Source organism: Mycolicibacterium bacteremicum (assembly GCF_002086115.1).
GTDB lineage: Bacteria > Actinomycetota > Actinomycetes > Mycobacteriales > Mycobacteriaceae > Mycobacterium > Mycobacterium bacteremicum.
The window spans coordinates 13,282-38,332 of record NZ_MVHJ01000013.1; the positions used below are offsets into that span (position 1 = coordinate 13,282).

The following is a 25,051-nucleotide window of genomic DNA, read 5'->3' on the forward strand; positions in this document are numbered from 1 at the left end:
CCGCCGGCCGGGCGACGGCGGCCTCAGCTGATTCGTTGCACCGCAGCGGCGATGCGTTCGTCGGTGGCCGTCAGCGCCACCCGCACGTGCTGCGCGCCGGCCGGGCCGTAGAACTCGCCGGGCGCCACCAGGATTCCGCGCTGCGCCAGCCAGGCCAGGGTGTCCCGGCAGGGTTCCCCGCGGGTGGCCCACAGGTACAGGCCCGCCTCGGAGTGGTCGATGGTGAACCCGGCCTTCTGCAGTGCGGGCAGCAGCAGCACCCGCCGGTGGGCATAGCGTTCGCGCTGCGCGGCGACGTGCTCGTCGTCGGTCAGGCCGGCGACCATGGCGGCCTGCACCGGACCGGGCACCATCATCCCGGCGTGCTTGCGCACCGCCAGCAGTTCGGTCACCACGGCCGGGTCGCCGGCGACGAATCCGCCCCGATACCCGGCCAGTGACGAGGTCTTCGACAGCGAGTGGATGGCCAGCAGACCGGTGTGGTCGCCATCGCATACCGACGGGTGCAGCACCGACAGCGGTGCGGCATCCCAGGCCAGGCCGAGGTAGCACTCGTCGGAGGCGATCAGCACGCCACGTTCACGCGCCCAGCCGACCACTTTGCGCAGATGGTCCACGCCCAGTACCCGGCCGGTCGGGTTGCTCGGCGAGTTCAGGTAGATCAGTGACGGTGTCTGCGGGCCGATCTGGGTCAGCGAGTCGGCCGCCAGGACCTGGGCGCCGGCCAGCCGCGCGCCGACGTCGTAGGTCGGGTAGGCCAGCTCGGGGATCACCACGGTGTCCCCGGCACCCAGCCCGAGCAGGGTCGGCAACCAGGCGATGAGCTCCTTGGTGCCGATCACGGGCAGCACGGCGTCGGCCGCGACGCCGGTGATACCGAACCGGCGCTCCAGCGCATCGTGGATCGCCGCACGAAGCGCCGGCGTGCCCGCGGTCGTCGGGTATCCGGGCGCAGCGCTGGCCTGGGCCAGCGCATCGCGGATCACCGGGGCGACCTCGTCCACCGGCGTGCCGACCGAGAGGTCGACGATGCCGTCAGGATGTGCGCGCGCCGTGGCGGTGACGTCGGCCAGTGTGTCCCAGGGAAACACCGGCAGCTTGGCCGAGATGGCCGAACGTGTCGCGGTCACTCGCCCTTGGGCTCGAGGTCCTTGATGGACTGCGGATCGTTGTCGGTCTGGCCGACCTTCGACGCGCCACCGGGCGAGCCCAGCTCGCTGAAGAAGTCCGCGTTGCTCTGCGCGTAGCTGCTCCACTGGTCGGGCACGTCATCTTCGTAGTAGATGGCCTCGACCGGGCACACCGGCTCGCAGGCGCCGCAGTCGACGCACTCGTCCGGGTGGATGTACAGCATCCGGCCACCCTCGTAGATGCAATCGACAGGGCACTCCTCGATGCATGCCTTGTCCTTGACGTCGACGCAGGGCTCGGCAATGACGTACGTCACTGATGTTTCTCCTGTCCAGTGGGCTGCTGGTCGGGTGTTTCAGTTCTTGGTCGGGACCCGCTGAGCGAGCGCCCGCGGGCCAGTATGAACGGCCCTTAACTGGACGTGCGTCTCAGTGTGTCCTAACTTCACACGCCGCCCGGTCAAGGCGGCGTGTAGTTACTGATACTAGACGTCGCATATACAAAAGGCCTAGTCACCACGCGCAGATTCGCCGACTGTGCAACTTGTTGCATAGGACCGCTGGTACCGCATAGGGTGCCGACATGGCACTGCCGCACGCGATCCTGGTATCGCTCTGCGAACAGGACGGTTCGGGCTACGAGTTGGCCCGCCGGTTCGATCGATCCATCGGGTATTTCTGGTCGGCCACCCATCAGCAGATCTACCGGACCCTGCGCACCATGGAGTCCGATGCCTGGGTGCAGGTCCGCGAGGTCGCCCAGCGCGGCCGGCCGGACAAGAAGGTCTACTCCGTCACCGCGGCCGGCCGGGCGGAACTGGCCCGCTGGATCGCCGAGCCGCTGTCGGGGCGGGGGTCGACCGTCGCGGACAACCGCACGCGGGACCTGGCCGTCAAGGTCCGTGCGTGCGGGTACGGCGACGTCGACGCCGTGCGCGCGCAGACGGCTGCGCTGCGCGCGGAGCGAACGGTGCTCCTGGACACCTACCGCGGTTTCGAGAAGCGCCAGTTCCCCGACCCGGCCCGGCTCAGCGGGCCCGAACTGCATCAATACCTGGTGCTGCGCGGCGGCATCCGCGCCGAAGAAGGCGCCATCGAATGGTTGTCCGAAGTACTCGACGCGTTGGGAGCACCCACATGACGTACCCGAACCTGTTGTCGCCGTTGGATCTCGGCTTCACCACGCTGCGCAACCGGGTGGTCATGGGCTCGATGCACACCGGCCTGGAGGACCGCGCCCGCGATACCGACAAGCTGGCCGCCTATTTCGCCGAGCGGGCCCGCGGCGGCGTCGGGCTGATCATCACCGGCGGGTACGCGCCGAACCGCACCGGGTGGCTACTGCCGTTCGCGGCCGAGATGCTCTCGGAGTCCGACGCCCGCCGGCACCGCCGGATCACCGCCGCCGTCCACGCCGAGGGCGGCAAGATCGCGTTGCAGATCCTGCACGCCGGGCGCTATGCCTACCATCCGCTCTCGGTGAGCGCGTCCTCGATCAAGGCGCCCATCAATCCGTTCCGGCCGCGGGCGTTACGCAACGTCGAGGGCACCATCGACGATTTCGTGCGCGCCGCCCTGCTGGCCCGTTCCGCCGACTACGACGGGGTCGAGATCATGGGCAGCGAGGGGTATCTGATCAACCAGTTCCTCGCCCCACGCACCAACAAGCGCACCGACGCGTGGGGCGGCACCCCGGAGAAGCGGCGCCGCTTCGCGGTCGAGATCGTCCGTCGCGTCCGCGAGGCGGTGGGTCCGGACTTCATCGTCATCTACCGGCTCTCGATGGCCGACTACGTCGACGACGGTCAGACCTGGGATGAGATTGTCGCGCTGGCAACCGAAGTCGAGGCCGCCGGGGCGAGCATCATCAACACGGGTATCGGCTGGCATGAGGCCCGGGTCCCGACGATCGTCACATCGGTGCCCGCCGGGGCGTTCGCCGGCACCAGCAGCGCGCTGGCCGCTCACGTGCGCGTCCCGGTGGTGGCGTCGAACCGGATCAACATGCCCGAGGCCGCCGAACAGATCCTCGCGGACTCCCACGTCCAGTTGATCTCGATGGCCCGCCCGCTGCTCTCGGATCCGGACTGGGTGCGCAAGGCCGCCGAGGACGCCGCCGATCAGATCAACACCTGCATCGCCTGCAACCAGGCCTGCCTGGACCACGCGTTCGTCCACAAGACGGTGTCATGCCTGCTGAATCCCCGTGCCGGACATGAGACGTCACTGGTACTGGGGCCGACGCGGCGGGCCCGCTCCGTCGCGGTCGTCGGCGCCGGGCCGGCCGGGCTGTCGGCCGCGGTCACCGCGGCCCAGCGCGGGCACCGCGTCACCCTGTTCGAGGCGTCGGGCTGCATCGGCGGCCAGTTCGACCTGGCGCGCCGGGTGCCGGGCAAGGAGGAGTTCAACGAGACGGTGCGCTACTACACCCGGATGTTGCAGGTGCACCGCGTCGACGTGCGCCTGGGCGCACGGGCGACGGTGGAGGTGCTGGCCGGATTCGACGATGTGGTGCTCGCCACCGGCGTGACCGCGCGGGTGCCGGCGATCCCGGGGATCGAGCATCCGATGGTGCTGACCTACGCCGAGGCGCTTTCCGGTGCCCCGATCGGGGCGTCGGTGGCGGTGATCGGAGCCGGCGGTATCGGATTCGATGTCAGCGAGTTCCTGGTCACCGACCAGTCCCCCACGCTGAACGTCAAGGAGTGGAAGGCCGAATGGGGTGCGCTCGACCCCTACGAGGCGCCGTCGGTGCGCGGGGCGCTGACCAAACCGGTTCCGCTACCGCCCGCGCGGGAGGTGTTCCTGCTGCAGCGCAGCAAGGGTCCACAGGGCCGGGGCCTGGGAAAGACATCGGGCTGGGTGCATCGGGCATCACTGAAAGCCAAGGGTGTGCAACAACTCTCGGGCGTCAATTACGAGCGTATCGATGACGAGGGGCTGCACATCAGCTTCGGGTCCGATCACTCCCGGCCCCGCCTGCTGGCCGTCGACAACGTGGTGATCTGCGCCGGCCAGGAGTCGGTGCGGGACCTCGAAGACGGATTGCGGGCGCGCGGCATCGACCCGCACGTCATCGGCGGGGCGGCCGTGGCGGCCGAGCTCGACGCCAAACGGGCCATCCGTCAGGGCACCGAACTCGCCGCCCGGCTGTAGCTCCCGTTCCCGGCGAGCGTGCGCGTCTGCACCCCGACACGCCGTGTTCAGTGTCGAGTCCGCGCACGCTCGCGCTGGGCATCAGGCCTGCTTGAGCGCTTCGATCTCCAGGGTGACGGTGACCTTGTCGCCGACGACAGCGCCGCCGGTCTCCAGCGGGGCATCGAAGTCGATGCCGAAGTCCTTGCGATTCAGCACGATCGAGGCCTCGAACCCGGCGACCTCACCGTGGCCCATGCCCGGGTTGACCCCGTTGAATTCCAGTTTCAGCGATACCGGCTTGGTGACGCCCTTGAGGGTGAACTCGCCGTCGAGCACGTAGTCATCACCGTCGGCGCGCACGGCGGTCGAGGTGAACGTGGCGGTGGGGAACTGCTCGGCGTCGAAGAAGTCGGGCGCCTTCAGGTGCGCATCGCGCTGCTCGTTGCGGGTGTTGATCGAGTTGATGTCGATGGTGGCGGTCACCGATGGGGCGCCATCCTCGGCGACCACGATCGCTCCGGTGAACGAGTCGAACGTCCCGCGGACCTTGCTGACCACCAGGTGACGGACCGCGAAGTTGACCGATGAGTGCACCGGGTCGATGGCCCAGGTGCCGGCGGTCAGGTCGGTGGCTGTTGCAGTGGACATGTTGACTCCTCGTGTCGATGGGGCCGGCCGTCCCGGGCACCCTCACCGAAGTCAAACGGACTATGGTCCGATTTCATTCCGCATCGCTGATCACTCCCCACTTCGCCTCCGCACCCGAATGCCCCACCTGCACCACCCCCACGATCGCGGAGATGCCGACCGCCACCGCGAGGACCGCACAGGCCGCACTCAGCGCACGCCGGCGGCCGTCGGCCCGCGATTCCAGCACGTGCAGCACCGCCAGCAGAATCGCCGCCAGGAGCAGCCCGACCGCCAGGTAGATCATCCACTCACCACGTTCGCGGTGAAGCTCGACGATGGGCCGGTGTTGGTCCTCCAGTCCGTACAGCCACTCCCCCGCCGAGGTGGCCAACCAGGTCAGCACCACCACCCCCACGGCCAGCGCGAGTACCAACCACACCAGCCGGCTCCGCGCGGCACGCCAGAATCCGCACAGGATGAGCAACACCGCCGTCAGCGGCGCCAGGGCGACCACACCGTGCACCAGCAGCGCATGGGCGGGAATTCCGGAAATGGTGGTCATGGGCGCGACTCCTCGGATCTGGGCTCCCCACAGATATACGCCGACAATGCCCCGAAATGCCTCAGAAGCGTTGGATTACAGGAGAATTGGACACGCACCGGTTAGGCAAGCCTAGGCTGTCAATCCCATGCCACCGCGCGGAGCTGACGCCGCGACGTGATGCCGAGCTTGACGAACACCTTGCGCAGATGCCATTCCACGGTGTGGGTGCTGATGAACAACTGGGCACCGATCTCGGCGTTGGTCAACCCGTCGCGGGCCAACCCGGCGATCTGCGCTTCCTGCGCGGTCAACCCGTCGCCGGCCCGGGTCGGCTGTTTGCGAACCTTCTCACCGGTGGCCACCAATTCGCGGCGCGCCCGCTCCGCGAAGCCCTGGGCGCCCATCTCGGTGAAAGCCTCGTGCGCGATGCCCAGGTGGTGTCGGGCGTCGTTGCGCCGATTGCACCGGCGCAACCATTCGCCGTAGGACAGCCGGGCACGCGGGAGATGCAGCGTGGTGCCGGCATGCTCGAGCCGACCGATCGCCTCGACGAACCTGGCTTCGGCGTCGGCATTGTCGGCCAGTAGTGCCTGCGCCGCCGCCACCGCACCCAGTCCCCATTCGGTGCCGCTGGCACCTGCACGCTCCTCGAACTGCGCCAGCGCCGCTCTCGCGCCGTCGAGGTCCCCCAGATGCGCTGCCGCCTCGACCAGTTCGTAGAGACACCAACTGAAGAAGCCGAGATCCTCGTACGCACAACAGCTGCGGGCCGCAACCAGTGCCTCCTGATATCGCCCGAGACCGTTGTAGAGCACGGCGGAACAGAAGCCGGCGAGCCCGACCAGTCGCCCCTCGCCACGCGCCGCGCCGTCGGCGGCGGCCGCCTCGATGACGGGCACCGCCTCTTCGGCCACGCCGCGCCACGCCGCCAGATTCAACGAGTGGTACCGGACCGGCGCGTACCCCATGGCGGCGGTGATGGACCGGGACTCCTCGACGAGCCGTTCCGCGGCGGTGAACTCGCCCCGATAGAAGTGCACGCCGGCGCGGTAGCCCAGCGCGGGCGGTAGCGCCGCGAGGGCGCCCGCCGCGCGGGCGCGTTCGAGTATGCCGGTGGCAATGCGTTCGAGCACGTGGTCATCCCACAGCTCGTGGGCAGCCGACTCCTGGGCGATCGGGAACGGCCAGTACAGCCAATGATCCGGATCCCGTTGCGCCGCAGCATCCCACAACTCCAGCGCAGACCGCAGATCCGCCGCGCCGGCACCCGGCCCGTCGACGACGCGCGCCGTCATGCCTTTGAGCAGGTAATCGACCGGCCGCTGCAGATCACGCACGCGGGCCACCGCACGGGCACCGGCCGCCGCCACCTCGGCGAGCAGCCCGGGCGCACCGAGACGGCCGGCGTACATGGCCGCCGTCAGGGCCTCGAGGTAGGTCTCGCGGGCAAGCTCGTCGTCCAGATCATCCAGAGCCCTTGCAGCACTGAGCAACTGAACTCCGGCTTCGCCGACGGTCGGCGCGCCCGACGTGCCCGCGCGGCTACGCACGAAGTCCATCTGGGCCCGCATCCGTGCGACCTGCGCCCGCAGCAGCGGCGTCAGCGGTGCAGAATCCGCGATCGCCAACAGCGCGTACGCCGCATCGGGCGCGGCCGCTTCACGCTTGGCCTGTGCGGCCGCAACGGCGCGCGATCCGCGCAGCGCGGGGTCCATCGTGAGGATCGCCGCGCGTTCCAGAAATGCTGCGGCAGCGGCGATCCCGCCACGGCGTTGCGCCCGGTCGGCCGACACCTCCAGCTCGGCAGCCACCCCGTCATCCGGTCCGGTGGCCGCGTTGGCGGCGTGCCAGGCCCGGCGGTCGGGGTCGGCGTGGGCGTCGGTGGCCGCCGCCAGTGCCCGGTGGACAGTCCGGCGTTCGGACAGGTCGGCGGCGCGGTAGGCGGCCGAGCGCATCAGCGGGTGCAGGAACCGCATCCGGGGGCCGAACTCGATCAGTCCGGCGGTCTCGGCCGGTGCCAGCGCGTCCACCGGCACCCCCAGCTCGCCGGCCGCCCGCAGGAACAGCGCGGCATCGCCGACCGGTTCGGCGGCGGCCACCAGCAGCAGGCTGCGGGTGGCCGGCGGCAGGGCCTTGATCCGCGCGACGAAATCCTGCTCGATCGCCGCGGTCGAGGATCGCCGGCCGGAGATCCAGAATCCCCCGGCCAGCTCGGTGGCCGACACACTGCGCGGGGTGTCCAGAATCGCCAGCGGCAGTCCACGCGTCTCGGCGACGATCCGGTCCCGGACCAGCGGATCGATCCCGCCGATCATCACCGACTCCAACAGTTCCCGCGCCGCGGTGTCGGACAGCCCCGCAACGGTGTGGGCCGGCAGATCCGCCAACACGTCGGGGTGGCCGTCGCGCACCGCGAACACCATCGCCACCGGCTCGGCGAGCAGCCGGCGCGCGACGAAGGCCAGGGTCTGGACCGATACCTCGTCCAGCCACTGCGCGTCGTCGATGATGCACAACACCGGTTGGCCGGCCGCGGCGGCCGCCAGCAGGCTCAGCACCGCCAAGCCCACCAGGAACCGGTCGGGCGGCGGCCCGGACCCGTAGCCGAAGGCCACCTCCAGCGCCGCGCGCTGCGGCGGCGGCACGGCGGTCACCTGCGCCATCAGAGGTGCGCACAGTTGCTGGACGCCGGCGAAGGCGAGCTCCATATCCGCCTGGACGCCGGCGACCCGGGTGACGGTGAATCCGTCGGCGTGCGCGCCGACGTAGTCGAGCAATGCGGTTTTACCGATACCGGCCTCACCACGCAGCACCAGCACCTGGCCGCCGGTGCGCGCCCGGACCGTCAGGTCGTCCAGCACGGCGCGATCGTGCTCGCGGCCGAGCAGCTGGACTGACATGGCGGCATGGTAACGATTCACACCCGGTGTGAGCCATTGTCAAGATCACACTCGGGCGTTCGAGCGTGCGCGGACTTCGGGGTGTCACGGCGCGTCATGCTGCAGACACGCACGCTCGCCGGGGAAGGTCAGGCAGCCAGGGGGGTGTAGTCGGTGGTGCGCTGCCGGGCCGGCCGGCCGATGCCCTCGGCGATGGCCACCAGCTCGGCGACGGTCTTGGCCGAACCGTTCTCCGACCCGGCCATCCGCGAGATGGTCTCTTCCATCAGCGTGCCGCCCAGATCGTTTGCCCCGCCGTTGAGCATCACCTGCGTGCGCTCGATGCCCAGCTTCACCCAGCTGGTCTGGATGCTGGGAATCCGGCCGTGCAACATGATCCTGGCCAGCGCATGCACCGCGCGGTTGTCCCGGTGTGTGGGGCCCGGCCGGGCACCGCCGGCCAGATACAGCGGCGAGGACTGGTGCACGAACGGCAGCGGCACGAACTCGGTGAAACCACCGGTGCGGTCCTGGATGTCGCGCAGCACGTTCAGGTGCCCCACCCAGTGCTTGGGGGTGTCGACGTGCCCGTACATCATCGTCGAACTCGAGCGCAGCCCGACCTCGTGCGCCGTGGTGACCACCTCGATCCATTCCGAGGCGGGCAGCTTGCCCTTGGTCAGCACCCAGCGGACCTCGTCGTCGAGGATCTCGGCCGCCGTGCCCGGGATCGAACCGAGACCGGCCGCCCGCAACTCGGTCAGCCACTCCCGCACCGACATTCCGCTGCGGGTGACTCCGTTGGCGATCTCCATCGGCGAGAAGGCATGCACGTGCATCGAGGGCACCCGGGCCTTCACCGCCCGCACCAGATCGGCGTATCCGGTGACCGGCAGTTCGGGGTCGATACCGCCCTGCATGCAGACCTCGGTGGCACCGGCGACGTGCGCCTCCCACGCCCGGTCGGCGACCTCGTCGGTGGACAGCGAATACGCGTCGGCATCGCCCTTGCGCTGTGCGAACGCGCAGAACCGGCAGCCCGTGTAGCAGATGTTGGTGAAGTTGATGTTGCGGTTGATCACGAAGGTGACGTCGTCACCGATCACATCGCGCCGCAGCGAATCCGCCAGCGCGGCAACGGCGTCCAACGCCGGACCGTCCGCGGTGGCCAGCGCGAGGTACTCGTCGTCGGTGCACCCGCCCGGGTTGCGCTCGGCCGAGCGCAATGCGGCCAGCACATCGGTATCGATACGCTCGGGCGCGCGCGCCGCGAGCTCGGACACCTTCTCCCGGATGGACTCCCAGTCCCCGAACGCGCTGTCGAGGTCGCTGCGCGTCTCGGTACGCCGGCCCTCGGAGTCGATGGCGGTGTGCAAATCGGTGCGGCCCAACGATTCCGAGGCCTCATCGGGTTCCTGCCACGGCCGACCCACCGGGTTCACATCCAGCGCCAGGCCGTCGTCGGAAGCCAGTGCGTCGACATGGCCCCGTACCCGCGGATCGATCCACGCCGCCCCGGCCTGTACGTACTGCGGTTGCGCCGTGAGCCGCTGCACCAGGTCATATCCGGCGTCGGCGGTGACGGCCGCGAGATCGTCGAGGTTGGGCCACGGCCGTTCCGGATTCACGTGATCCGGCGTCAGCGGGGACACCCCGCCCCAGTCGTCGACACCGGCGCCGATCAGCGCCAGGCATTCCGCCGGGGACACCAGGTTCGGCGGTGCCTGGATACGCATCTTCGGTCCCAGCACCAACCGCGTCACCGCGACGGTGGCCAGGAAGTCGTCGATCCCGGCGTCGGGTACCGCGGCCATGGCCGTGTGGTCCTTGGCCCGGAAGTTCTGCACGATCACTTCCTGGACGTGGCCGAACTCCTTGTGCGACTTGCGGATCGCGTGCATCGTCTCGGCGCGTTCGGTCAGCGTCTCACCGATACCGACCAGCAGGCCGGTGGTGAAGGGGATCGAGAGCCGGCCGGCATCGTCGAGGGTGCGCAGCCGGACGGCGGGATCCTTGTCCGGGCTGCCGTAGTGCGCCAACCCCTTGGTCTCGAACAGCCGCCGCGACGTCGTCTCCAGCATCATGCCCATCGACGGTGCGACAGGCTTGAGCCGGGACAGTTCGGTCCAGCTCATCACGCCGGGATTGAGGTGCGGCAGCAGACCGGTCTCCTCCAGCACCCGGATCGCCATCGCCCGGACATAGTCCAGGGTGGAGTCGTAGCCCCGCTCGTCGAGCCACTGCTTGGCCTCGTCCCAGCGGGCCTCCGGGCGGTCGCCCAGGGTGAAAAGCGCTTCTTTGCAGCCGAGCTCGGCGCCCCGGCGGGCGACATCGAGGATCTCGTCGGGCTCCATGAACATGCCCTTGCCTTCGGCGCGCAACTTGCCCGGCACGTTCACGAAGGTGCAGTAGTGGCACTTGTCGCGGCAGAGATGGGTCACCGGGATGAAGACCTTGCGCGAATAGCTGACCGGCAGCCGGCCGGTGGCGCCGCGCCGGCCCGCCGATTCCAGGCCGGCGTCGCGCACCCGGGCGGCGCTGGCACACAGGTCGGCCAGGTCCGCCCCACGCGCGGTCATGGCGATGGCGGCCTCGTCGACGTTGAGTGCGACGCCGTCGCGGGCGCGACGCAGTACTCGCCGCAGCGCGGAAGGGTTGGACTTCGGCGGGACCACCGGGCTGGGCAGATCGGAGCCGTGCTGGGGGTTCAGAGCCACTCCGGTGTAACCCCGCTGTCGGCGCGGATCATCCGCGCGTCTCACTATCTGGAACGGCTGCCGCAGGCATAGGGGCCACGATAGCCTCCGACGAGACACCGCGGCGCGACCCGTCCGCCGAATCCCGCCCAGCCCGCTGACTAGGGCGTAAGTTATCCGGCGTCGGGACTGATCACAGGAGCTGTCATGCGGTTGCGCGTACGTCCTTATCTGATGGCAGGCGTCGCAGTGCTGGCCGCCGGCAGCATCTCCTTGCCGACCTCGGTGACGCCGCCGAGTGCACCGGCCGCCCGGCACGACAGCGTCGCGCTGACCGCGCAGACCCGGTCCTTCGACAAGCTCCCGACAGCCCTGGTCACGGTCCGCCCACCCGCCCCGGACGAGGCGCCCACCGAGATCCCGAAACTGTTGGCCGAGGCCTTCGAGGCGGCACCCGCCGCCGCACCGTCGGCCCAGGCGAGCGCGCTGGCCTTTCCGGGGCTGAGCAACGCGATCATCGACACCTATTACACGGTGATGCCGTGGGTGGACTGGGGCGTCAACCTCGCGGTCTACGCCACCGAGTGGATCCCGATCGTCAACTGGTTCACCCCGCAGTTCGACATCTTCTACTACAGCCTGATCCGGCCGATCATCACCAGCGCGGTGTTCAACATCGCCTACTGGGTCGGCGGCACGGTCAGCTTCGGTGAGGGACTGGCCAACTTCTTCAACGACACCGTCGCCGCCGGCGTCGGATTCGTCGACGCCGAGATCGACTGGTTGCTGAGCTTCCTGCCCCCACTGCCGCCGTTCTTCCCGTTCGCCGCGGCGGCGGAGGCCGTGATGGAGATCCAGGGCGCCCGCACCGCGGTGCAGAGCCCGACACCGGCAGACGCCGAGTCCGCGGCCGGGACGCCGGAGCCCACCGAGTCCGTGACACCGGAGCCCACCGACACCGACACCACCCCGGAACCGACGCAGCCCGTCGAGCCGACGGTTCCGGCCGACCCCGACCCGGCAGCGCAGACCCCGGCCGAGCCCGCAGCGGAGACCGAGGCGCCGGCCGACGGCGACCTCGAGGCTCCCCCGACGGACGCCGAGGATCTCACCGGCAACGAGGATCCGGCCGAGGACGAGAAGGACCCCGAGGACATCGACTCCGAAGACATCAAGGATGCAGAGGACATCAAGGACTCGGCAGACGGCAAGGACTCGGGAGACGGCAAGGACGCCGGGGACGACACCACGTCACGTCCCGACAAGGAGTCCACCGACGACAAGCCGGCGGACAAGACACCCGACACGTCCGAGAAGGACGAGAAGACCGACAAGCCCGGTTCCGACGCCTGATCCCGCTAGCCGTGGCGGCGTAACACCGCCGCCGGCGGCAGCAGCCCGCCGACGATGAGCAGCAGCACCGCGTAGGCCATCACCCCGGCTCCGTCGAACACCACATCGCCACCCGGCCCGCCGAGCGCCAGCCCCAGCACGGTGGCCAGCCAGGCCCACATCGGCAGCGCGGCGACCCGAACCGAGGACGTCCACTGCAACGCGACCCAGACCAGCGCGGCATTGACCGCCCCGCTGACCAACACGGTGATCGGAAAGGGCACGCCGCCCAGCCGCAGGGAAAGGAGAAACGCAGAGATCAGCGCCGTCAGCACGCCGTCGAGGGCGAGCACACCGAGGACGACGGGCGGCAACCAGGCGGGCCCGTCCAGACGTTCGGCTGTCAGGTCGGGATGCTGTCGAGCAACGCGACCAGCGAGCCGATCACCCACTGGAGGTTGTCGGCACGGTCCTGCTGATGCTGCAGGTTGGGATCCAAGTCCGGGTCCATGTCGCAGACCTTACCGCGTCGGCGGCCGGCTAACCGAGATTCAGGCCGGCCAGTAGATCCGTCTCGACACCGTCGGCGCCGCGGGTGCCCGCGGCCAGCACATAGTGCTCGATGCCCCACAGCGGCAGCGCGATCTTGTTCGACAGCGCCATCGAGTGCCCATCCGGGGCGACGGTCACCTGGGTGGCGTGCGCACGCAGCGCGGCGACCTTGGCCGGCAGGTGCTCGCGGGCGTCGATGACGGCGTCGACCTTCTCGTCGGGGAATCCGAAGGTGAAATCCTCGGCGTTGATGACCACCCAATCCGCGGGCGGCTCACCGATGTTGCGGAATCCCTCGACGAACCCGGACACCGCCATCACCGTCCAGTAGAACTTCGGCACCTGCCAACCCGCGTCGGCCGCGGCGGCCACCGCGGCGGTGCTGACCTCGTGCACCCGGATGTGATCGGGATGGCCGTACCCGCCGTTGGGGTCGTATCCGACGACGACGTGCGGGCGGAACTCGGCGATGATCGCGACCAGCTCGGCGACCGGTTCGGCCAGCGGGGCCGCCACGAAGCTCTGCCGGTGCCGGGCCGGGGTGCCGGGCATACCGGAGTCGCGCCAGCGTCCGGCCCCACCGAGATAGTGCGGGGCGCCCACGCCGAGCGCGGCCAGCGCGGCGGTCAGTTCGGTCACCCGGTAGCCGCCGAGCTGATCGGCGGCGTCGACGGCCAGCCCGGCCCACTGCTCGCCGATCACCTCGCCCTCCTCGCCCATGGTGCAGGTGACAACCCGCACGTCGGCGCCCTGGGCGGCGTAACGCGCGATGGTCGCCCCGGTGGTCAGCGATTCGTCGTCGGGATGGGCATGGACAAAGAGAAGCCGCGGTCTTTCCACTCCCCTAGGTTTACCGTGTGCCGCCAGCCGATGCGAGACGCCGGACTCTGGAGTACGGCTGCGCGATCATCGCGATCGGTCTGCTCGCCGGCGCGGCCGGGGCCGCCACCACGCTGTTGTTGCACGGCATCGAACACCTCACCTACCACTACCGATTCGGCGACCTGCTCGACGGTGTGAGCGACAGCCATCCGCTGCGCCGGGCGCTCGGCCCGATGATCGGCGGCGCGCTGGCCGGCTGCGGATGGTGGCTGCTGCGCCGCAGATCGCCCGTCCCGAAGCTGTCGACGACCATCGCCGAGCACCGCCGCCTGCAGCGCGGCCCGCTGGCCGCCGACGCCGGGCTGCAAGTACTGGTCGTCGGGTCCGGAGCCTCGCTGGGTCGCGAAGGTGCGCCCCGCCAGCTGGCCGCCGTGCTGGGTGACGCAGCGACCGCGCGACTGACGCTGACGCCGCGGGACCGGGAGATCCTGTTGGCCTGCGCGGCCGGCGCCGGCCTCGGCGCGGTCTACAGCGTGCCGCTCGGCGGCGCGTTGTTCACCATCACGATCCTGCTGCGCAGCTGGCATCCCCGGGTGGTCGGGACCGCGTTGATCACGTCCAGCCTGGCGGTGGCGGTGGCTGCCCCGGTCACCCATCTGGATCACTCCCTGCACTGGCCGGACTCGACGTTGTCGTATCTGTTCGCCGGATTGGCGGTGCTGATCGCGCCGCTGTCGGTGGGCATCGGGATCGCGTTCAACCGGATCACCGCGATGCCGGGGGCCCAGCTGACCGGCTGGTCGATCATCCCCGGCATCGCCGCCGCCGGATTGCTGACCGGAATCTGCTCGATCTGGTGGCCGCAGCTACCCGGAAACGGCCACAGCATCCTGGTCGTCAGCATCGATACCGAACTGACCATCACCTCGGCGTTCGCGATCCTGCTGCTGAAACCGGTCCTGACGGCGCTGTTCCTGCGGGCCGGCGCGGTCGGTGGACTGCTCACGCCGGCGTTGGCCACCGGCGCGGCGGCGGGATCGCTTGCCGCACTTCTGATCAACCACGTCACCGATGTGCACGTCAACACGTCGGCACTGGCATTGACCTGCGCGGCAGGGGTTCTGGCGATCACCCAGCGGGCTCCGGCGTTCGCCGCCCTGTTCGTCTGGGAGTTGGCTCATCCACCGATATGGCTGCTGGCGGTGTTCGCCCTTGCCGCCTACGGCGCGCACGGGTTGTGGCGCCGGACCGCAGACACGGGTTGATCGGTACGGTCGAAGGCGTCGAGGAACAACCGGAAGGATATCCGTTGCCGACCAACTTCTATTCGCCCACCCCGTCCGCGTCCAAGCACGCGCTGTCCGCGCTCGCGCTGACCGCGGGCGTCCGGGTCGGAGTGCACCGCGACCCGGTGTACGCGTGGGCGCTGGACCCCGCACCCACCCGCAGGGTGGCCCTGGTCAGCGGCGGCGGCGCCGGCCATGAGCCGATGCACGCCGGATTCCTCGGCCGCGGCGGCCTGGACGCGGTGGCTCCCGGCGAGGTGTTCACCTCACCGCACAATCGCCAGATCCACGCTGCCAGTACCGAAGTCGCCCGCGAGGGCGGCGTGCTGCACATCGTGAAGAACTACACCGGCGACGTACTGAACTTTGCCATCGCCGCCGAGCGGCTGCGCGGTGACGGTATCGAGGTGGACCGGGTGCTCGTCGACGATGATCTGGGCTCCGAAGGCCAGGAGGTCGGCAGACGCGGCACCGGCGCCACCGTGGTGGTGGAGAAGATCCTCGGCGCGGCGGCCGATCGCGGCCTGACCCTGGCCGAACTCGTCGACCTCGGGCAGGCGGTGGTGGCATCATCGCGCTCTCTGGCGGTCGCCCAACGCGCGTGCACCACGCCGGGTGCCGACCGCCCGGCCTTCGATGTCGAGCCCGGGACCCTGGAGTACGGCGTCGGCATCCACGGTGAGGCGGCGCGCGAATCCATCCCGCGGCCCGACCTCGACGACCTCGTCACGCGCATGGTCGGTGAACTGCTCGACAGCCTCCCGGCGACCGATGCCGGCGTGCTGGTGCTGGTGAACGGGCTCGGCGGGACAGGTGATCTGGAGCTGCTGCACGTTCTGGCCGAGACCGCGCGAACCCTGTCCGAACGTGGGGTGGCGCTGCGCAGTGCGGTCGCGGGCACCTATGTCTCCGCCCTGGACATGGCAGGCTTCTCCATCACCCTCACCGCCGTCGGCGACGAGCAGTGGCTCGATGACTGGTGCGCCCCGCACGCGACCACATCATTGCCCGCACCGGTGCGCGCCGAGACCACCGTCACCGGTGCGGAGGCTGCCGATGCCGACGGCGAGCCCTCCCCGTGGCTGCGGGGTCTGGCCGATGACATCGCCGAGATCCGGGACGCGCTCAATGATCTCGACCGCCGTGCCGGTGACGGCGACATCGGGACCAACCTGGACAACGCATTACGTGCCGCGGTGCGGCGTGGCACCGGCGCGCAGGCCGACCTGGCCGCGGATCTTCTTTCGCTGGGCACGGCGTTCTCCGAAGATGTCGGCGGCTCCAGCGGCCCGCTGTTCGGACTGGTGCTGACCCGGATCGCGGCGCGGGTCGCCTCCGATGATGCTGCCGCACCCGCGGTTGCGGCGGCCCGCGGCCTGCGCGAGGGTGTCGAGGCCATCACCCGGGCCGGCGGCGCGCGCGTCGGCGACCGCACCATGGTCGATGCGCTGCACCCGGCCGGCTGGGACGGTGAGTCGCCGCGCGACACGCTCGACGACGCGGCGCTGGCGGCCGCCCTGGCCGGCGCGGTCTCGACCGCAGAGATGGTCGGTAAGCGCGGACGGTCCAGCTACGTGGGCGAAAAAGCCGTCGGCACAACCGATCCGGGCGCGCTGGCGGTGGTCGCTGTGCTCATCTCGATCGTCGAGCGCATCGACGGCGGGACCCACCGGGAGGAGTTGCGGACCCGGCTGGCCGGGCACATCCGCGGTTGAGCTCAGGGCTGCTTGACCCATTTGCCGGCATCGCCGACGATCCCGACCGGCACCGCGCCGCTCAGGCTCACCCCGGCGACCCGGGGCCCGGCGGCGACGATCGTGGTGTCCTGCAGGATCGGCAGCACTGTGGCCAGCTCCCACAGCCGCGGTTCGACGGCGTCGATGACCTTGCCGATCTCCTCGGTGCCGCGCAGCGCCGCGTCGATCCTGGGCTGGATGCTGCGATCGCAGATCCCGGTGAGGTTACTCGGCGCCTGCACCAATTCCCCTGTGCCACCGGGCGGTGGCGGCGGTGTCGTACCGCTGGTGGTCGACGTCGGGCGCGGCGTCGGGGACGACGACGTCCTGGGCATCGTGGTGGTGACGGTGACGCTCGGCGTCGGGGTCACGGTGGACACGGCGGTGGCCTCCAGCGCCGGGCAGCCGTACCGCGACGCCAGCGCGGTGGCGAGGTCCCCGCCGGCGTGATGCCAGCCGACGATCGCGTCCACCGAATTGTCCACCAGCGCTTCGCTGTAGAGCTTCACCGGATCCAGTGCGGACACCGAGGCGGTGATCCCGACGCTGCGCAATTGGTCGGCGGCGGTGTTGGCCACCGCGATCGAGGTGGGGTCGTTGGCGGCCACCCCGAGCACCAGGGCCAGCCGTTCGCCGTCCTTGGTCAGCTGCCCGCGCGCCTCATCGGGCGCCGGGGTGCCCGGCGCGGAGGTCGCCGTCGGCGACACCGGGGCGATCTCATAGCCGGCGTCGGCCAGCAGTGCCAGCGCGTCCTCCTGGCTGATCGCCTGCGGCGCGGTGGGCACGTAACCGGGGTCCGATGGTGAGCGCACCTGGGCCTGGGCCAGCGTCACCGTGTTGTCCGAGCCGGCGCCGACCGCTGCCAGCAGATTGACGTCGAGCAGTCCGAGCAGCGCCTTGCGCACCTGCACATCGGTCAGGGCGGGCTGCTGGGCGCGCAGCGTCAGTTGCATGACGCGCGGGGTGACGATGCGTGCGGTCCGCACGTCCGGGATCGCCGACAGCTGCGCGAAGGCCGCCTGCCCGCCGTGCACCTGGGCCACCTGGGTGTCCCCGTTGCGGATCGAGTCGGCAAGGGCCGCAGGCGATCCGCCGCGCCGGAACAGGATCTCGTCGGGGGCGGCGGGCTGACCCCAGTAGCGGTCGTTGCGCGCCAACAGGATCTCGTCGCGCTGCGGGTCGATGCTCTCCACCCGGAACTGGCCGCCGGTCACCGGCAGGGCACGCGCCAGGCCCGCGCCGAAGCTGCCGGGCATGTCCTTGACGATGTGCGCGGGCAGGATGTCGTTGAACAGTTCCCGCCACGCCGGGTAGGGCTGGGAGAAGGTCACGACGGCGGTTTTGCCACCCTCGACCGACTGCACCCCGGTGATCAGGTCGTAGCCGGCCGGGTCGACGACGCCGGGCACGCTGACCATCTGGCGCCACAGATACCAGAAATCGTCGGCGCCGATCGGCGCGTTGTCGGTCCAGGCCGCCTCCGGCCGGATCTTGTAGGTGACGGTGAACGGATCCTCGCCGGTGACCTCCGCGGAGTCCAGCAGCGTGCGGTCCATCTCCCACCGCGACCCGGTCGGCGTCGCCGGGTCCGGGATGGGCCGGAAGGAGCTGGGCAGCACCAGCGCGGCGACCGCCGCGTTGACCGAGGACTGATCCGAGAGCAGGTGTGGGTTGAACCCGGCACCGATGGCATCGATGGCCATGATGATCTGCATGGCCCGCGCCGGTGGCGGCGGCGGGGTCTGCGTGGTCTCGGTGCTCTGCGGAGCCGGCGGCGGGCTGACCGTGCACCCGGCCAGAATCAGTGCCGACAGCACGGCGACAAGCCTGGTGAAGCGGTGTCGGGCTGTCGGCACGAGATTCAGGGTATCGGCTAGCTGTTCTGCTGCTTGGCGCGCGCCTTCGCCCGGGCCCGCAGGCTCGCGGTGAGTTCGACCTTGCGCACCCGGACGATCTCGGGGGTGACCTCGACGCACTCGTCCTCGGCGCAGAACTCCATGGCCTTCTCCAGGTCGAGTTCCAACGGCCGGGCCAGCGTCTCCATCACATCGGCGGTCGAGCTGCGCATGTTGGTCAGCTTCTTCTCGCGGGTGATGTTGATGTCGAGATCCTCGGCGCGCGGGTTGATGCCCACGACCTGGCCCTCGTAGGTCTCCTCACCCGGCTCGACGAAGAACTGGCCGCGGTCGGCGAGCTGGATCATCGCGAACGGGGTGATCTGTCCGCTGCGGTCGGAGACCAGCGATCCGGTGTGGCGCGCCCGGATCTCGCCGGCCCACGGCCGGTAGCCGTCGAACACGGCGTTGGCGATGCCGGTGCCGCGGGTGATGGTCAGGAAGTCGGTGCGGAACCCGATCAGGCCACGGCTGGGGACGATGAAGTCCATCCGCACCCATCCCGCGGCGTGGTTGGTCATCTGCTCCATCCGGCCCTTGCGGGCGGCCATCAACTGCGTGATCGCGCCGAGGTGTTCCTCCGGGCAGTCGATGGTGAGCGCCTCGAACGGCTCGTGCAGCTTGCCGTCGATGGTCTGGGTGACCACCTGCGGCTTGCCCACGGTCAGCTCGAAACCCTCGCGGCGCATCTGCTCGACCAGCACGGCCAGCGCCAGCTCACCGCGGCCCTGCACCTCCCAGGCGTCCGGGCGGCCGATGTCGACGACCTTGATCGACACGTTGCCGACCAGTTCGGAGTCCAACCGGTTCTTGACCATGCGGGCGGTCAGCTTGTGTCCGGACACCTTGCCCGCCAGCGGCGAGGTGTTGGTGCCGACGGTCACCGAGATGGCCGGCTCGTCGACGGTGATGCGGGGCAGTGCGTGGGCGTGGTCCGGGTCGGCCAGGGTGTCGCCGATCATGATGTCCGGCATTCCGGCGACGGCGACGATGTCCCCGGCGACGGCCTCGTCGGTGGGCGTGCGCTCGACACCGACGGTCACCAGCAGTTCGGTGATCTTGGCGTTCGTGACGACGGGGTGCCCGTCGACCTCACGCATCCAGGCGACCTGCTGGCCCTTCTTGATCTTGCCCTTGTAGATGCGGATGAGCGCCAGCCGGCCCAGGAACGCCGACGCGTCCAGGTTGGTCACCAGCGCCTGCAGCGGGGCCTCGGGATCACCCTGCGGCGGCGGGATGTGCTCCATCAGGACGTCGAAGAGCGGGTCGAGATTCTCGCCGTCGGGATTCTGGCCGTTCTCGGGCTGGGTGGTGCTGGCGATGCCGGCGCGGCCCGAGGCGTACAGGGTGGGCAGGTCGAGCGCCTTCTCGGCGGCGGCCTGGGCGTCCTCGTCCAGATCGGAGGCGACGTCGAGCAGCAGATCGTGGCTCTCCTCGACGACCTCGGCGATGCGGGCGTCGGGCCGGTCGGTCTTGTTGACGACGACGATCACCGGCAGGTGCGCCGACAGCGCCTTGCGCAGCACGAAGCGGGTCTGCGGCAGCGGGCCCTCGGACGCGTCCACCAGCAGCACCACGCCGTCGACCATCGACAGACCGCGCTCGACCTCACCGCCGAAGTCGGCGTGGCCGGGGGTGTCGATGACGTTGATCACCGTGACGGTGCCGTCGGCGTTGTGCCGGTGCACCGCGGTGTTCTTGGCCAGGATGGTGATGCCTTTTTCCTTCTCAAGGTCACCGGAGTCCATGATGCGTTCGGTCGAATCGTCGCCGCGGTGCGACAACGCACCGGACTGCCGCAGCATGGCGTCGACCAGCGTTGTCTTACCGTGGTCGACGTGCGCGACGATGGCTACGTTGCGAAAGTTGGGGCGAGAATCCACGTAGGTGATTGTCGCAGTGCGGGTACCCGATCACGAAAACGAGCGGGTTCAGCGGAAGGCGTGCGTGAAGAAGCTGCTTTTGGCCAAGCCAAAGAAGAAGTGCTGTCGCAGTAAACCCCGGTGCAAGAAGTGCCCGCTGGTGCTGCACAAGGTGCAGAAGGCGGCCCACAACGGGATGCGCGGCAAGGAACTGGAGAAGGTGTACAAGCTCGCCAGAAAGGCGTAGTGAGCTGGTCCGATGCCTGTTCAACCGGCGCGGGCGGGCGTACCGTTGAGGTATCCGTCCGGTGTTGTTGGAGGTATCCATCATGACGGTTTACGAGGTACTCACCGTGGCGCTGATCGTGGCGCTGGCCCTGGCCACCACGCTGGCGATCTACATCGGTTTGGCGAACTGGTTCGGCGGCGCCTACGTCGTGCGGTGTGCCGCATGTCACCATCTGACGCTGTCCGCGGTGAACTCGGCGCAGGGTTCCTGCCCGCATTGTCGGCATCCGGCGCTGCTGCACCCGGTCTACACGGCCGCCCATCGCGGGCAGCCGGTCCGGGTGGTGGGCGACCGACTCCGCTACTGACACACGTCGCAGGGTTCAGGGGTACTCCATCAACAGCATGACCCGACCTGCGGCGGGTGGGTCCCCGAAGTCGTCGAGGTCGAAGCCGTAGTAGGTCTGCTGGTTCTCGGTGATCGACTCGATGACCCGTCCGTGCGAACGGAACTCACCGCCGGTCTTCTTCAGGACGCCCACCAGGTCGGGCACCGACAGGGCCTCGGCGAGCAGCAACGCATCCCCGCCGGTGTCGAGGTCGACGAGCACCCCGGCGCCGGCGTAGTTGTTCCCTGCGCGCCCGGTGCCGCGCGGCGCCCAGAAGACCGGGTCGCCGGCCAGCTCGCCGTGCACCCGGAAGAACTCCCCTTCGTGACCAAAGGCGTCGCCGGCGGTGACGATCGGGAGGTTGTCGATGGTGCGCAACTCGTCCCACCACAGATACGCGATCGGGACACCGCCGATGACGTAGATCATCAGCACCAGCATGAGCACCGGTTTCCAGGCGACCTCCCAGGACAAGCGGCCCTCAGACATCTTCATGTCCTGGGCCTGGACCGCGAGTTGCCTTCTGCCGAGCCGGAATACGTACCAGGCCAGTAACCGGGTGAGCGCCATCAGACCCAGCACGCACAGCCCCACCGTCCCCGCGACGCGGAAGTAGAACGAGTTGCCGCCCTGATTCTCGGTGGCCCACAGCATCACCACGGGAATGGGCGCGGTCAGCAGCAGCAACAGCACATAGGACGGGTGACTGGTCAGATGGTTGTACTGCACCGACCACGCCCGGTTGCCAGCGAACGCCGTGACATCACCCAGATCGGCCCGCACCATCGGCGTCCACGTCAAGGTCACCACCCGGGGCCTGACGAGGCTCCTGACGAAGAAGAACCCGAACACCGATCCCACGGCGAGGGCCGCCCAGTCACCGCCGTCGAGGGCCTCCCCCGTGCCCGGCACGCCGACCGCACCGCGCGAATCGATGACGGCGGCGATGAAGAACGTCACCGGCATCATGAAGAACAGTTCGATCAGCCATATCTGAACCAGTTGCGGGATGCGGGATCCGATCCTGTCGAACGCGAGAATTCCGCGCCAGACGTAGCCGAGAACCCCCATGATCACGGCAGGATAGTGTGCGCTGGGCGCCGCCGGAGCAAACTCGTCAATCAAGATCGAATCGGTCCGGGTGGCCGCGACACCGGGGGCGCCGGGCAGCGGATTCGACCCACACTTCGGCCGGGCCAGAATTTCTTGGCGAATTCTCAGTAACCCCCAATTAACTTATCCGTCAATACAACTCGGGGCGTGGGCTAAACAGCCCGAATCGAAACAGCCTTTGCATACGAAATCAGTTGGTAACGTTCGCCCATCCTGCGCGATGAACGAGCGACCAGACGGTCCGATGTGACGAAGGGTTTGTGCCGATGCCTGTGACCACCCGAAGCCTGCGGCGTGTAGCCACGAAGCTGACCGTCGTCGGCATGGGCGCCGCCGCCGTGGCGGCCGCCTTCGTCACCGTCGGCGCGGCCACCGCAAGCGCGGACGTCAAGGAGATCTCGCCACGGCCCAACGTCAGCAGCCGGCAGGCCGTGCTGATCGACAAGAACGCGCTGCGCCGGTCGGGACAGGGCGTGGCCCGCGGGTCCGGCGCGGAGAACCGCCGCGCCGACGGCGGCGGGGTACACGCCCAGGGCGAGGTCCGCGACGGCGTGATCGCGGTTCCGGGCACCACGTCGGCCCCGTTCGGCGTGCGAGCCAACGGCGAGTTCCGCCAGGGCGCACCCATCGGTAGCTGGTAACCACCTCGGGCGCAATACCTTTCAGCCCAGCGCGGCAACCAGTTCGGTTATCCAGGCGCGGTCGGCGGGCACCCATGCCAGGGCGTCCAGATCACCGGCGCGCACCCAGCGCAGCGCACGGTGATCATGCGGGTGCGGACTGCCCGAGGCCAGCGTGACCAGGTAGGCGCGCAGTGTCCTGGTCGGGCTCAGCGTCACCTCGGGCCCGAGGCGGGCGCCGACGGTCACCTCGACCCCGAGTTCCTCGCGCAGTTCGCGCATCAGCGCATCGGCATCGCTCTCCCCCGCGGCGACCTTGCCGCCGGGTAGCTCCCACAGGCCGGCCAGCTCGGGCGGGCGTTCCCGTTGGGCCACCAGCAGCGCACCGCATGCGATGAGGGCACCCGCGACGACGATCTGCTTGCTCATCGCGCTCGACGGTATACCGTCGACTTCATGGCTGTGTTATCGAACGACCAAGTCGACGCCGCACTGCCCGGACTGGACGGCTGGCAGCGGTCCGAGGGCGCGCTGCGCCGCTCGGTGGACTTCCCGGCATTCCTCGACGGCATCGGCGCCGTCAGCCGGATCGCCGAGTTGGCCGAAGCGAAGGATCATCACCCCGATATCGACATTCGTTGGCGCACGGTTACTTTCGCTCTTGTCACGCACTCCGAGGGCGGTATCACCGACAAGGATGTGGAGATGGCGAAGGCGATCGATCAGCTGCTCGCCGACTGATCACGATCCATCCCAGGGTGGCCAGCGTGGCCACCGGGTAGACCAGGCCCGCCCACGCCAGATGCCACGGCCGGCCGATGTCCCAGATGGTGGGCTGGGCGAAGCTCAGCAACCACGGCACCCCGATGAGCGTCAGCGCCAGCCAGCCCCAGCCCAGCACCCGGGCGCCCAGGTGCGCGCGCAACGGACCGTGCAATAGCCAGATCATCAGCGGGATCAGCCACACCCAGTGGTGCGTCCACGAGATGGGCGAGAGCAGCAGGCCGAACAACTGCACCGTGACGATGCCGCCGAGGCGATCGGCGGTGCCGATGGCACGCCACGCCAGCACCGCGAGCACCGCCGTCAGCACCAACGCGATCAGCACGATCGGCCCATAGCCGGCGTCGTGGCCGAGGATGCGTGAGATGGCACCGCGCCAGGACTGGTTGAACGACGTCCCGATCGGCCCGACCCGCCGCGCATCGCCGAGCAGGTCGGTGAAGTAGTAGCGGGCCTGCTCGCCGACGACGAGTGCCGAGACCCCGATGGTCGCGAAGAAGACCACCGCGGAGAACACCGCGACACCCCACCGACGCACACCCACGAAGTACAGACCCGCCACGGCCGGGGTGAGCTTGACGCCGGCGGCCAGGCCGACCAGCAGACCCGACAGCCACCACCTGCTGCTCTGCACCGCCCACAGCACCGCCAGCACCAGCAGCACGTTGATCTGGCCGTAGTCGAACGTGCTGCGCAGCGGTTCGGTCCAGATACCGACGGCGGTCCAGGCCATGGCCGGGCGGGTGTCGGTGCAGCCGAGCAGGTTCAGGCTGATCCGCACCACGCCGTAGAGCGCGGCGAAGATCCCGAGCTGCCAGATCAACGCCACCAGATCGAAGGGCAGCAGGCTCAACGGATAGAAGACCACCGCCGCGAACGGCGGATAGGTGAACGGCAGCGGGAAGTCCGGGGTCTGCTCGGCGTAGACGTAGTCATACAGCGCGCCGGGGGTCTCCAAGGTGTCCGCACCGCCGACATAGACGTGCAGGTCGACGAAGTTGGCACCGTTGGGCACCAGATAGGTCCAGGCGAGCCGGGCGGCCACACTGATCAACAGCAGCAGCGGCGCCCAGCGGTACAGCTGCGCCGTGCGGGAGGTCTCGCGGTGGGTGTCTACCGGCTCGACTCTATCGACCGGCACCCGCACGACAGCGCCGCGCTCCCACCGGTGGGCGTGGGCGCCGTCATCGGCGAGGCCGTGCACCGTCGCGCCGACCAGTCACCGATCGCCGGAACGCGGTTCCGATCACCGTCGGCGCACGCCTCCGTAACGGTTGAATAAACCACACTCCTGTCACTTGAGTAACACCAGTAACTCGCTACCTTCGGTTTCAGACGTGCCGCCAACGAAACGGGGAGAACCGTGTCATCTATCAGAAAACTCTTTGCCACCAGCATGATTGCCGGTGCAGGCGC

The 25,051-nt window shown here is 69.3% G+C and carries 22 protein-coding genes; 9 read left to right on the forward strand and 13 right to left on the reverse strand.

Features of this window, described 5'->3' with window-relative positions; genetic code table 11:
- Positions 1-23 precede the first annotated feature (23 nt).
- A complete protein-coding gene (gene dapC / locus BST17_RS16585; RefSeq protein ID WP_109750181.1) occupies positions 24-1,109 on the reverse strand; it encodes a succinyldiaminopimelate transaminase in 1,086 nt (361 codons plus the stop codon).
- A gap of 17 nt (positions 1,110-1,126) precedes the next feature.
- Positions 1,127-1,447, reverse strand: a complete 321-nt coding sequence (gene fdxA, locus BST17_RS16590) for a ferredoxin (RefSeq protein ID WP_083059922.1) — start codon at positions 1,445-1,447, stop codon at positions 1,127-1,129.
- Positions 1,448-1,713: 266 nt separating this feature from the next.
- Here fdxA and BST17_RS16595 point away from each other — a divergent pair, with 266 nt between their 5' ends.
- Positions 1,714-2,271: a PadR family transcriptional regulator gene (locus BST17_RS16595; protein ID WP_083059923.1), complete on the forward strand. Its 558-nt coding sequence runs from the start codon at positions 1,714-1,716 to the stop codon at positions 2,269-2,271.
- The gene (locus tag BST17_RS16600) at positions 2,268-4,286 is read left to right on the forward strand and encodes an NADPH-dependent 2,4-dienoyl-CoA reductase (protein ID WP_083059925.1); all 2,019 of its coding nucleotides are present in this window, start codon (positions 2,268-2,270) and stop codon (positions 4,284-4,286) included. The genes BST17_RS16595 and BST17_RS16600 overlap by 4 nt, the downstream gene beginning before the upstream one ends.
- A gap of 81 nt (positions 4,287-4,367) precedes the next feature.
- On the opposite strand, the gene BST17_RS16605 is transcribed toward BST17_RS16600, so the two are convergent.
- The 4 genes from BST17_RS16605 to BST17_RS16620 form a co-directional block, all read right to left on the reverse strand.
- Positions 4,368-4,916: a YceI family protein gene (locus BST17_RS16605; protein WP_083059927.1), complete on the reverse strand. Its 549-nt coding sequence runs from the start codon at positions 4,914-4,916 to the stop codon at positions 4,368-4,370.
- A 73-nt stretch (positions 4,917-4,989) separates the two neighbouring features.
- Positions 4,990-5,460 (reverse strand): DUF2231 domain-containing protein, encoded by a 471-nt coding sequence (locus tag BST17_RS16610; RefSeq protein ID WP_083059928.1) that lies wholly within the window; start codon positions 5,458-5,460, stop codon positions 4,990-4,992.
- A gap of 119 nt (positions 5,461-5,579) precedes the next feature.
- Positions 5,580-8,342: an AAA family ATPase gene (locus BST17_RS16615; protein WP_083059930.1), complete on the reverse strand. Its 2,763-nt coding sequence runs from the start codon at positions 8,340-8,342 to the stop codon at positions 5,580-5,582.
- A gap of 128 nt (positions 8,343-8,470) precedes the next feature.
- Positions 8,471-11,038 carry a bifunctional FO biosynthesis protein CofGH gene (locus BST17_RS16620; RefSeq protein WP_083059932.1) on the reverse strand — a complete coding sequence of 856 codons (2,568 nt, stop codon included), beginning with the start codon at positions 11,036-11,038 and terminating at the stop codon, positions 8,471-8,473.
- 213 nt (positions 11,039-11,251) lie between these two features.
- Between BST17_RS16620 and BST17_RS16625 the strand changes: the two genes are divergently transcribed.
- Positions 11,252-12,370 carry an ICP22 family protein gene (locus tag BST17_RS16625; protein ID WP_133053550.1) on the forward strand — a complete coding sequence of 373 codons (1,119 nt, stop codon included), beginning with the start codon at positions 11,252-11,254 and terminating at the stop codon, positions 12,368-12,370.
- 5 nt (positions 12,371-12,375) lie between these two features.
- Here the strand turns inward: BST17_RS16625 and BST17_RS16630 are convergent, their stop codons facing one another.
- Both BST17_RS16630 and mshB read right to left on the reverse strand, forming a co-directional pair.
- A complete protein-coding gene (locus BST17_RS16630; protein WP_083059935.1) occupies positions 12,376-12,801 on the reverse strand; it encodes a hypothetical protein in 426 nt (141 codons plus the stop codon).
- Positions 12,802-12,889: 88 nt separating this feature from the next.
- Positions 12,890-13,741, reverse strand: coding sequence for an N-acetyl-1-D-myo-inositol-2-amino-2-deoxy-alpha-D-glucopyranoside deacetylase (mshB, locus tag BST17_RS16635; RefSeq protein ID WP_083059937.1), 852 nt, complete (start codon positions 13,739-13,741; stop codon positions 12,890-12,892).
- 17 nt (positions 13,742-13,758) lie between these two features.
- On the opposite strand from mshB, the gene BST17_RS16640 reads away from it, so the two are divergent.
- A complete protein-coding gene (locus BST17_RS16640) occupies positions 13,759-14,988 on the forward strand; it encodes a chloride channel protein (RefSeq protein ID WP_083059938.1) in 1,230 nt (409 codons plus the stop codon).
- Between the two features lie 44 nt (positions 14,989-15,032).
- Positions 15,033-16,724, forward strand: coding sequence for a dihydroxyacetone kinase subunit DhaK (locus tag BST17_RS16645; RefSeq protein WP_165762291.1), 1,692 nt, complete (start codon positions 15,033-15,035; stop codon positions 16,722-16,724).
- Positions 16,725-16,726: 2 nt separating this feature from the next.
- On the opposite strand, the gene BST17_RS16650 is transcribed toward BST17_RS16645, so the two are convergent.
- A complete protein-coding gene (locus BST17_RS16650) occupies positions 16,727-18,601 on the reverse strand; it encodes an ABC transporter family substrate-binding protein (protein WP_083059941.1) in 1,875 nt (624 codons plus the stop codon).
- Between the two features lie 17 nt (positions 18,602-18,618).
- Positions 18,619-20,523: a translational GTPase TypA gene (gene typA / locus BST17_RS16655; protein ID WP_083059943.1), complete on the reverse strand. Its 1,905-nt coding sequence runs from the start codon at positions 20,521-20,523 to the stop codon at positions 18,619-18,621.
- A gap of 79 nt (positions 20,524-20,602) precedes the next feature.
- Here typA and BST17_RS16660 point away from each other — a divergent pair, with 79 nt between their 5' ends.
- Both BST17_RS16660 and BST17_RS16665 read left to right on the forward strand, forming a co-directional pair.
- On the forward strand, positions 20,603-20,749 hold the full coding sequence (locus BST17_RS16660; protein ID WP_165762290.1) for a hypothetical protein: 147 nt from the start codon (positions 20,603-20,605) through the stop codon (positions 20,747-20,749).
- 82 nt (positions 20,750-20,831) lie between these two features.
- The gene (locus BST17_RS16665) at positions 20,832-21,098 is read left to right on the forward strand and encodes a hypothetical protein (protein ID WP_083060101.1); all 267 of its coding nucleotides are present in this window, start codon (positions 20,832-20,834) and stop codon (positions 21,096-21,098) included.
- Positions 21,099-21,113: 15 nt separating this feature from the next.
- On the opposite strand, the gene BST17_RS16670 is transcribed toward BST17_RS16665, so the two are convergent.
- A complete protein-coding gene (locus BST17_RS16670; protein WP_083060102.1) occupies positions 21,114-22,190 on the reverse strand; it encodes a hypothetical protein in 1,077 nt (358 codons plus the stop codon).
- Positions 22,191-22,498: 308 nt separating this feature from the next.
- On the opposite strand from BST17_RS16670, the gene BST17_RS16675 reads away from it, so the two are divergent.
- Complete coding sequence (locus tag BST17_RS16675; protein WP_083059946.1) at positions 22,499-22,873, forward strand: hypothetical protein; 375 nt, start codon at positions 22,499-22,501, stop codon at positions 22,871-22,873.
- A gap of 21 nt (positions 22,874-22,894) precedes the next feature.
- Here the strand turns inward: BST17_RS16675 and BST17_RS16680 are convergent, their stop codons facing one another.
- Complete coding sequence (locus tag BST17_RS16680; protein WP_083059947.1) at positions 22,895-23,281, reverse strand: (deoxy)nucleoside triphosphate pyrophosphohydrolase; 387 nt, start codon at positions 23,279-23,281, stop codon at positions 22,895-22,897.
- A 27-nt stretch (positions 23,282-23,308) separates the two neighbouring features.
- On the opposite strand from BST17_RS16680, the gene BST17_RS16685 reads away from it, so the two are divergent.
- Positions 23,309-23,593 carry a 4a-hydroxytetrahydrobiopterin dehydratase gene (locus BST17_RS16685; protein WP_083059949.1) on the forward strand — a complete coding sequence of 95 codons (285 nt, stop codon included), beginning with the start codon at positions 23,309-23,311 and terminating at the stop codon, positions 23,591-23,593.
- Here BST17_RS16685 and BST17_RS16690 read toward each other — a convergent pair.
- Positions 23,538-24,776 (reverse strand): mannosyltransferase, encoded by a 1,239-nt coding sequence (locus BST17_RS16690; RefSeq protein WP_109750184.1) that lies wholly within the window; start codon positions 24,774-24,776, stop codon positions 23,538-23,540. The two genes, BST17_RS16685 and BST17_RS16690, sit on opposite strands and share 56 nt — an antisense overlap.
- Between the last annotated feature and the right edge of the window lie 275 nt (positions 24,777-25,051).

What these genes read in the sequence shown, in the direction of transcription:
- BST17_RS16625 (WP_133053550.1), top strand. Translation starts at nt 11,252, where the DNA reads ATGGCAGGCGTCGCAGTGCTGGCCGCCGGCAGCATCTCCTTGCCGACC.
- BST17_RS16665 (WP_083060101.1), top strand. Translation starts at nt 20,832, where the DNA reads ATGACGGTTTACGAGGTACTCACCGTGGCGCTGATCGTGGCGCTGGCC.
- BST17_RS16685 (WP_083059949.1), top strand. Translation starts at nt 23,309, where the DNA reads ATGGCTGTGTTATCGAACGACCAAGTCGACGCCGCACTGCCCGGACTG.
- BST17_RS16600 (WP_083059925.1), top strand. Translation starts at nt 2,268, where the DNA reads ATGACGTACCCGAACCTGTTGTCGCCGTTGGATCTCGGCTTCACCACG.
- BST17_RS16605 (WP_083059927.1), bottom strand. Translation starts at nt 4,916, where the DNA reads ATGTCCACTGCAACAGCCACCGACCTGACCGCCGGCACCTGGGCCATC.
- BST17_RS16595 (WP_083059923.1), top strand. Translation starts at nt 1,714, where the DNA reads ATGGCACTGCCGCACGCGATCCTGGTATCGCTCTGCGAACAGGACGGT.
- BST17_RS16675 (WP_083059946.1), top strand. Translation starts at nt 22,499, where the DNA reads ATGCCTGTGACCACCCGAAGCCTGCGGCGTGTAGCCACGAAGCTGACC.
- BST17_RS16680 (WP_083059947.1), bottom strand. Translation starts at nt 23,281, where the DNA reads ATGAGCAAGCAGATCGTCGTCGCGGGTGCCCTCATCGCATGCGGTGCG.
- BST17_RS16670 (WP_083060102.1), bottom strand. Translation starts at nt 22,190, where the DNA reads ATGGGGGTTCTCGGCTACGTCTGGCGCGGAATTCTCGCGTTCGACAGG.
- BST17_RS16610 (WP_083059928.1), bottom strand. Translation starts at nt 5,460, where the DNA reads ATGACCACCATTTCCGGAATTCCCGCCCATGCGCTGCTGGTGCACGGT.
- BST17_RS16615 (WP_083059930.1), bottom strand. Translation starts at nt 8,342, where the DNA reads ATGTCAGTCCAGCTGCTCGGCCGCGAGCACGATCGCGCCGTGCTGGAC.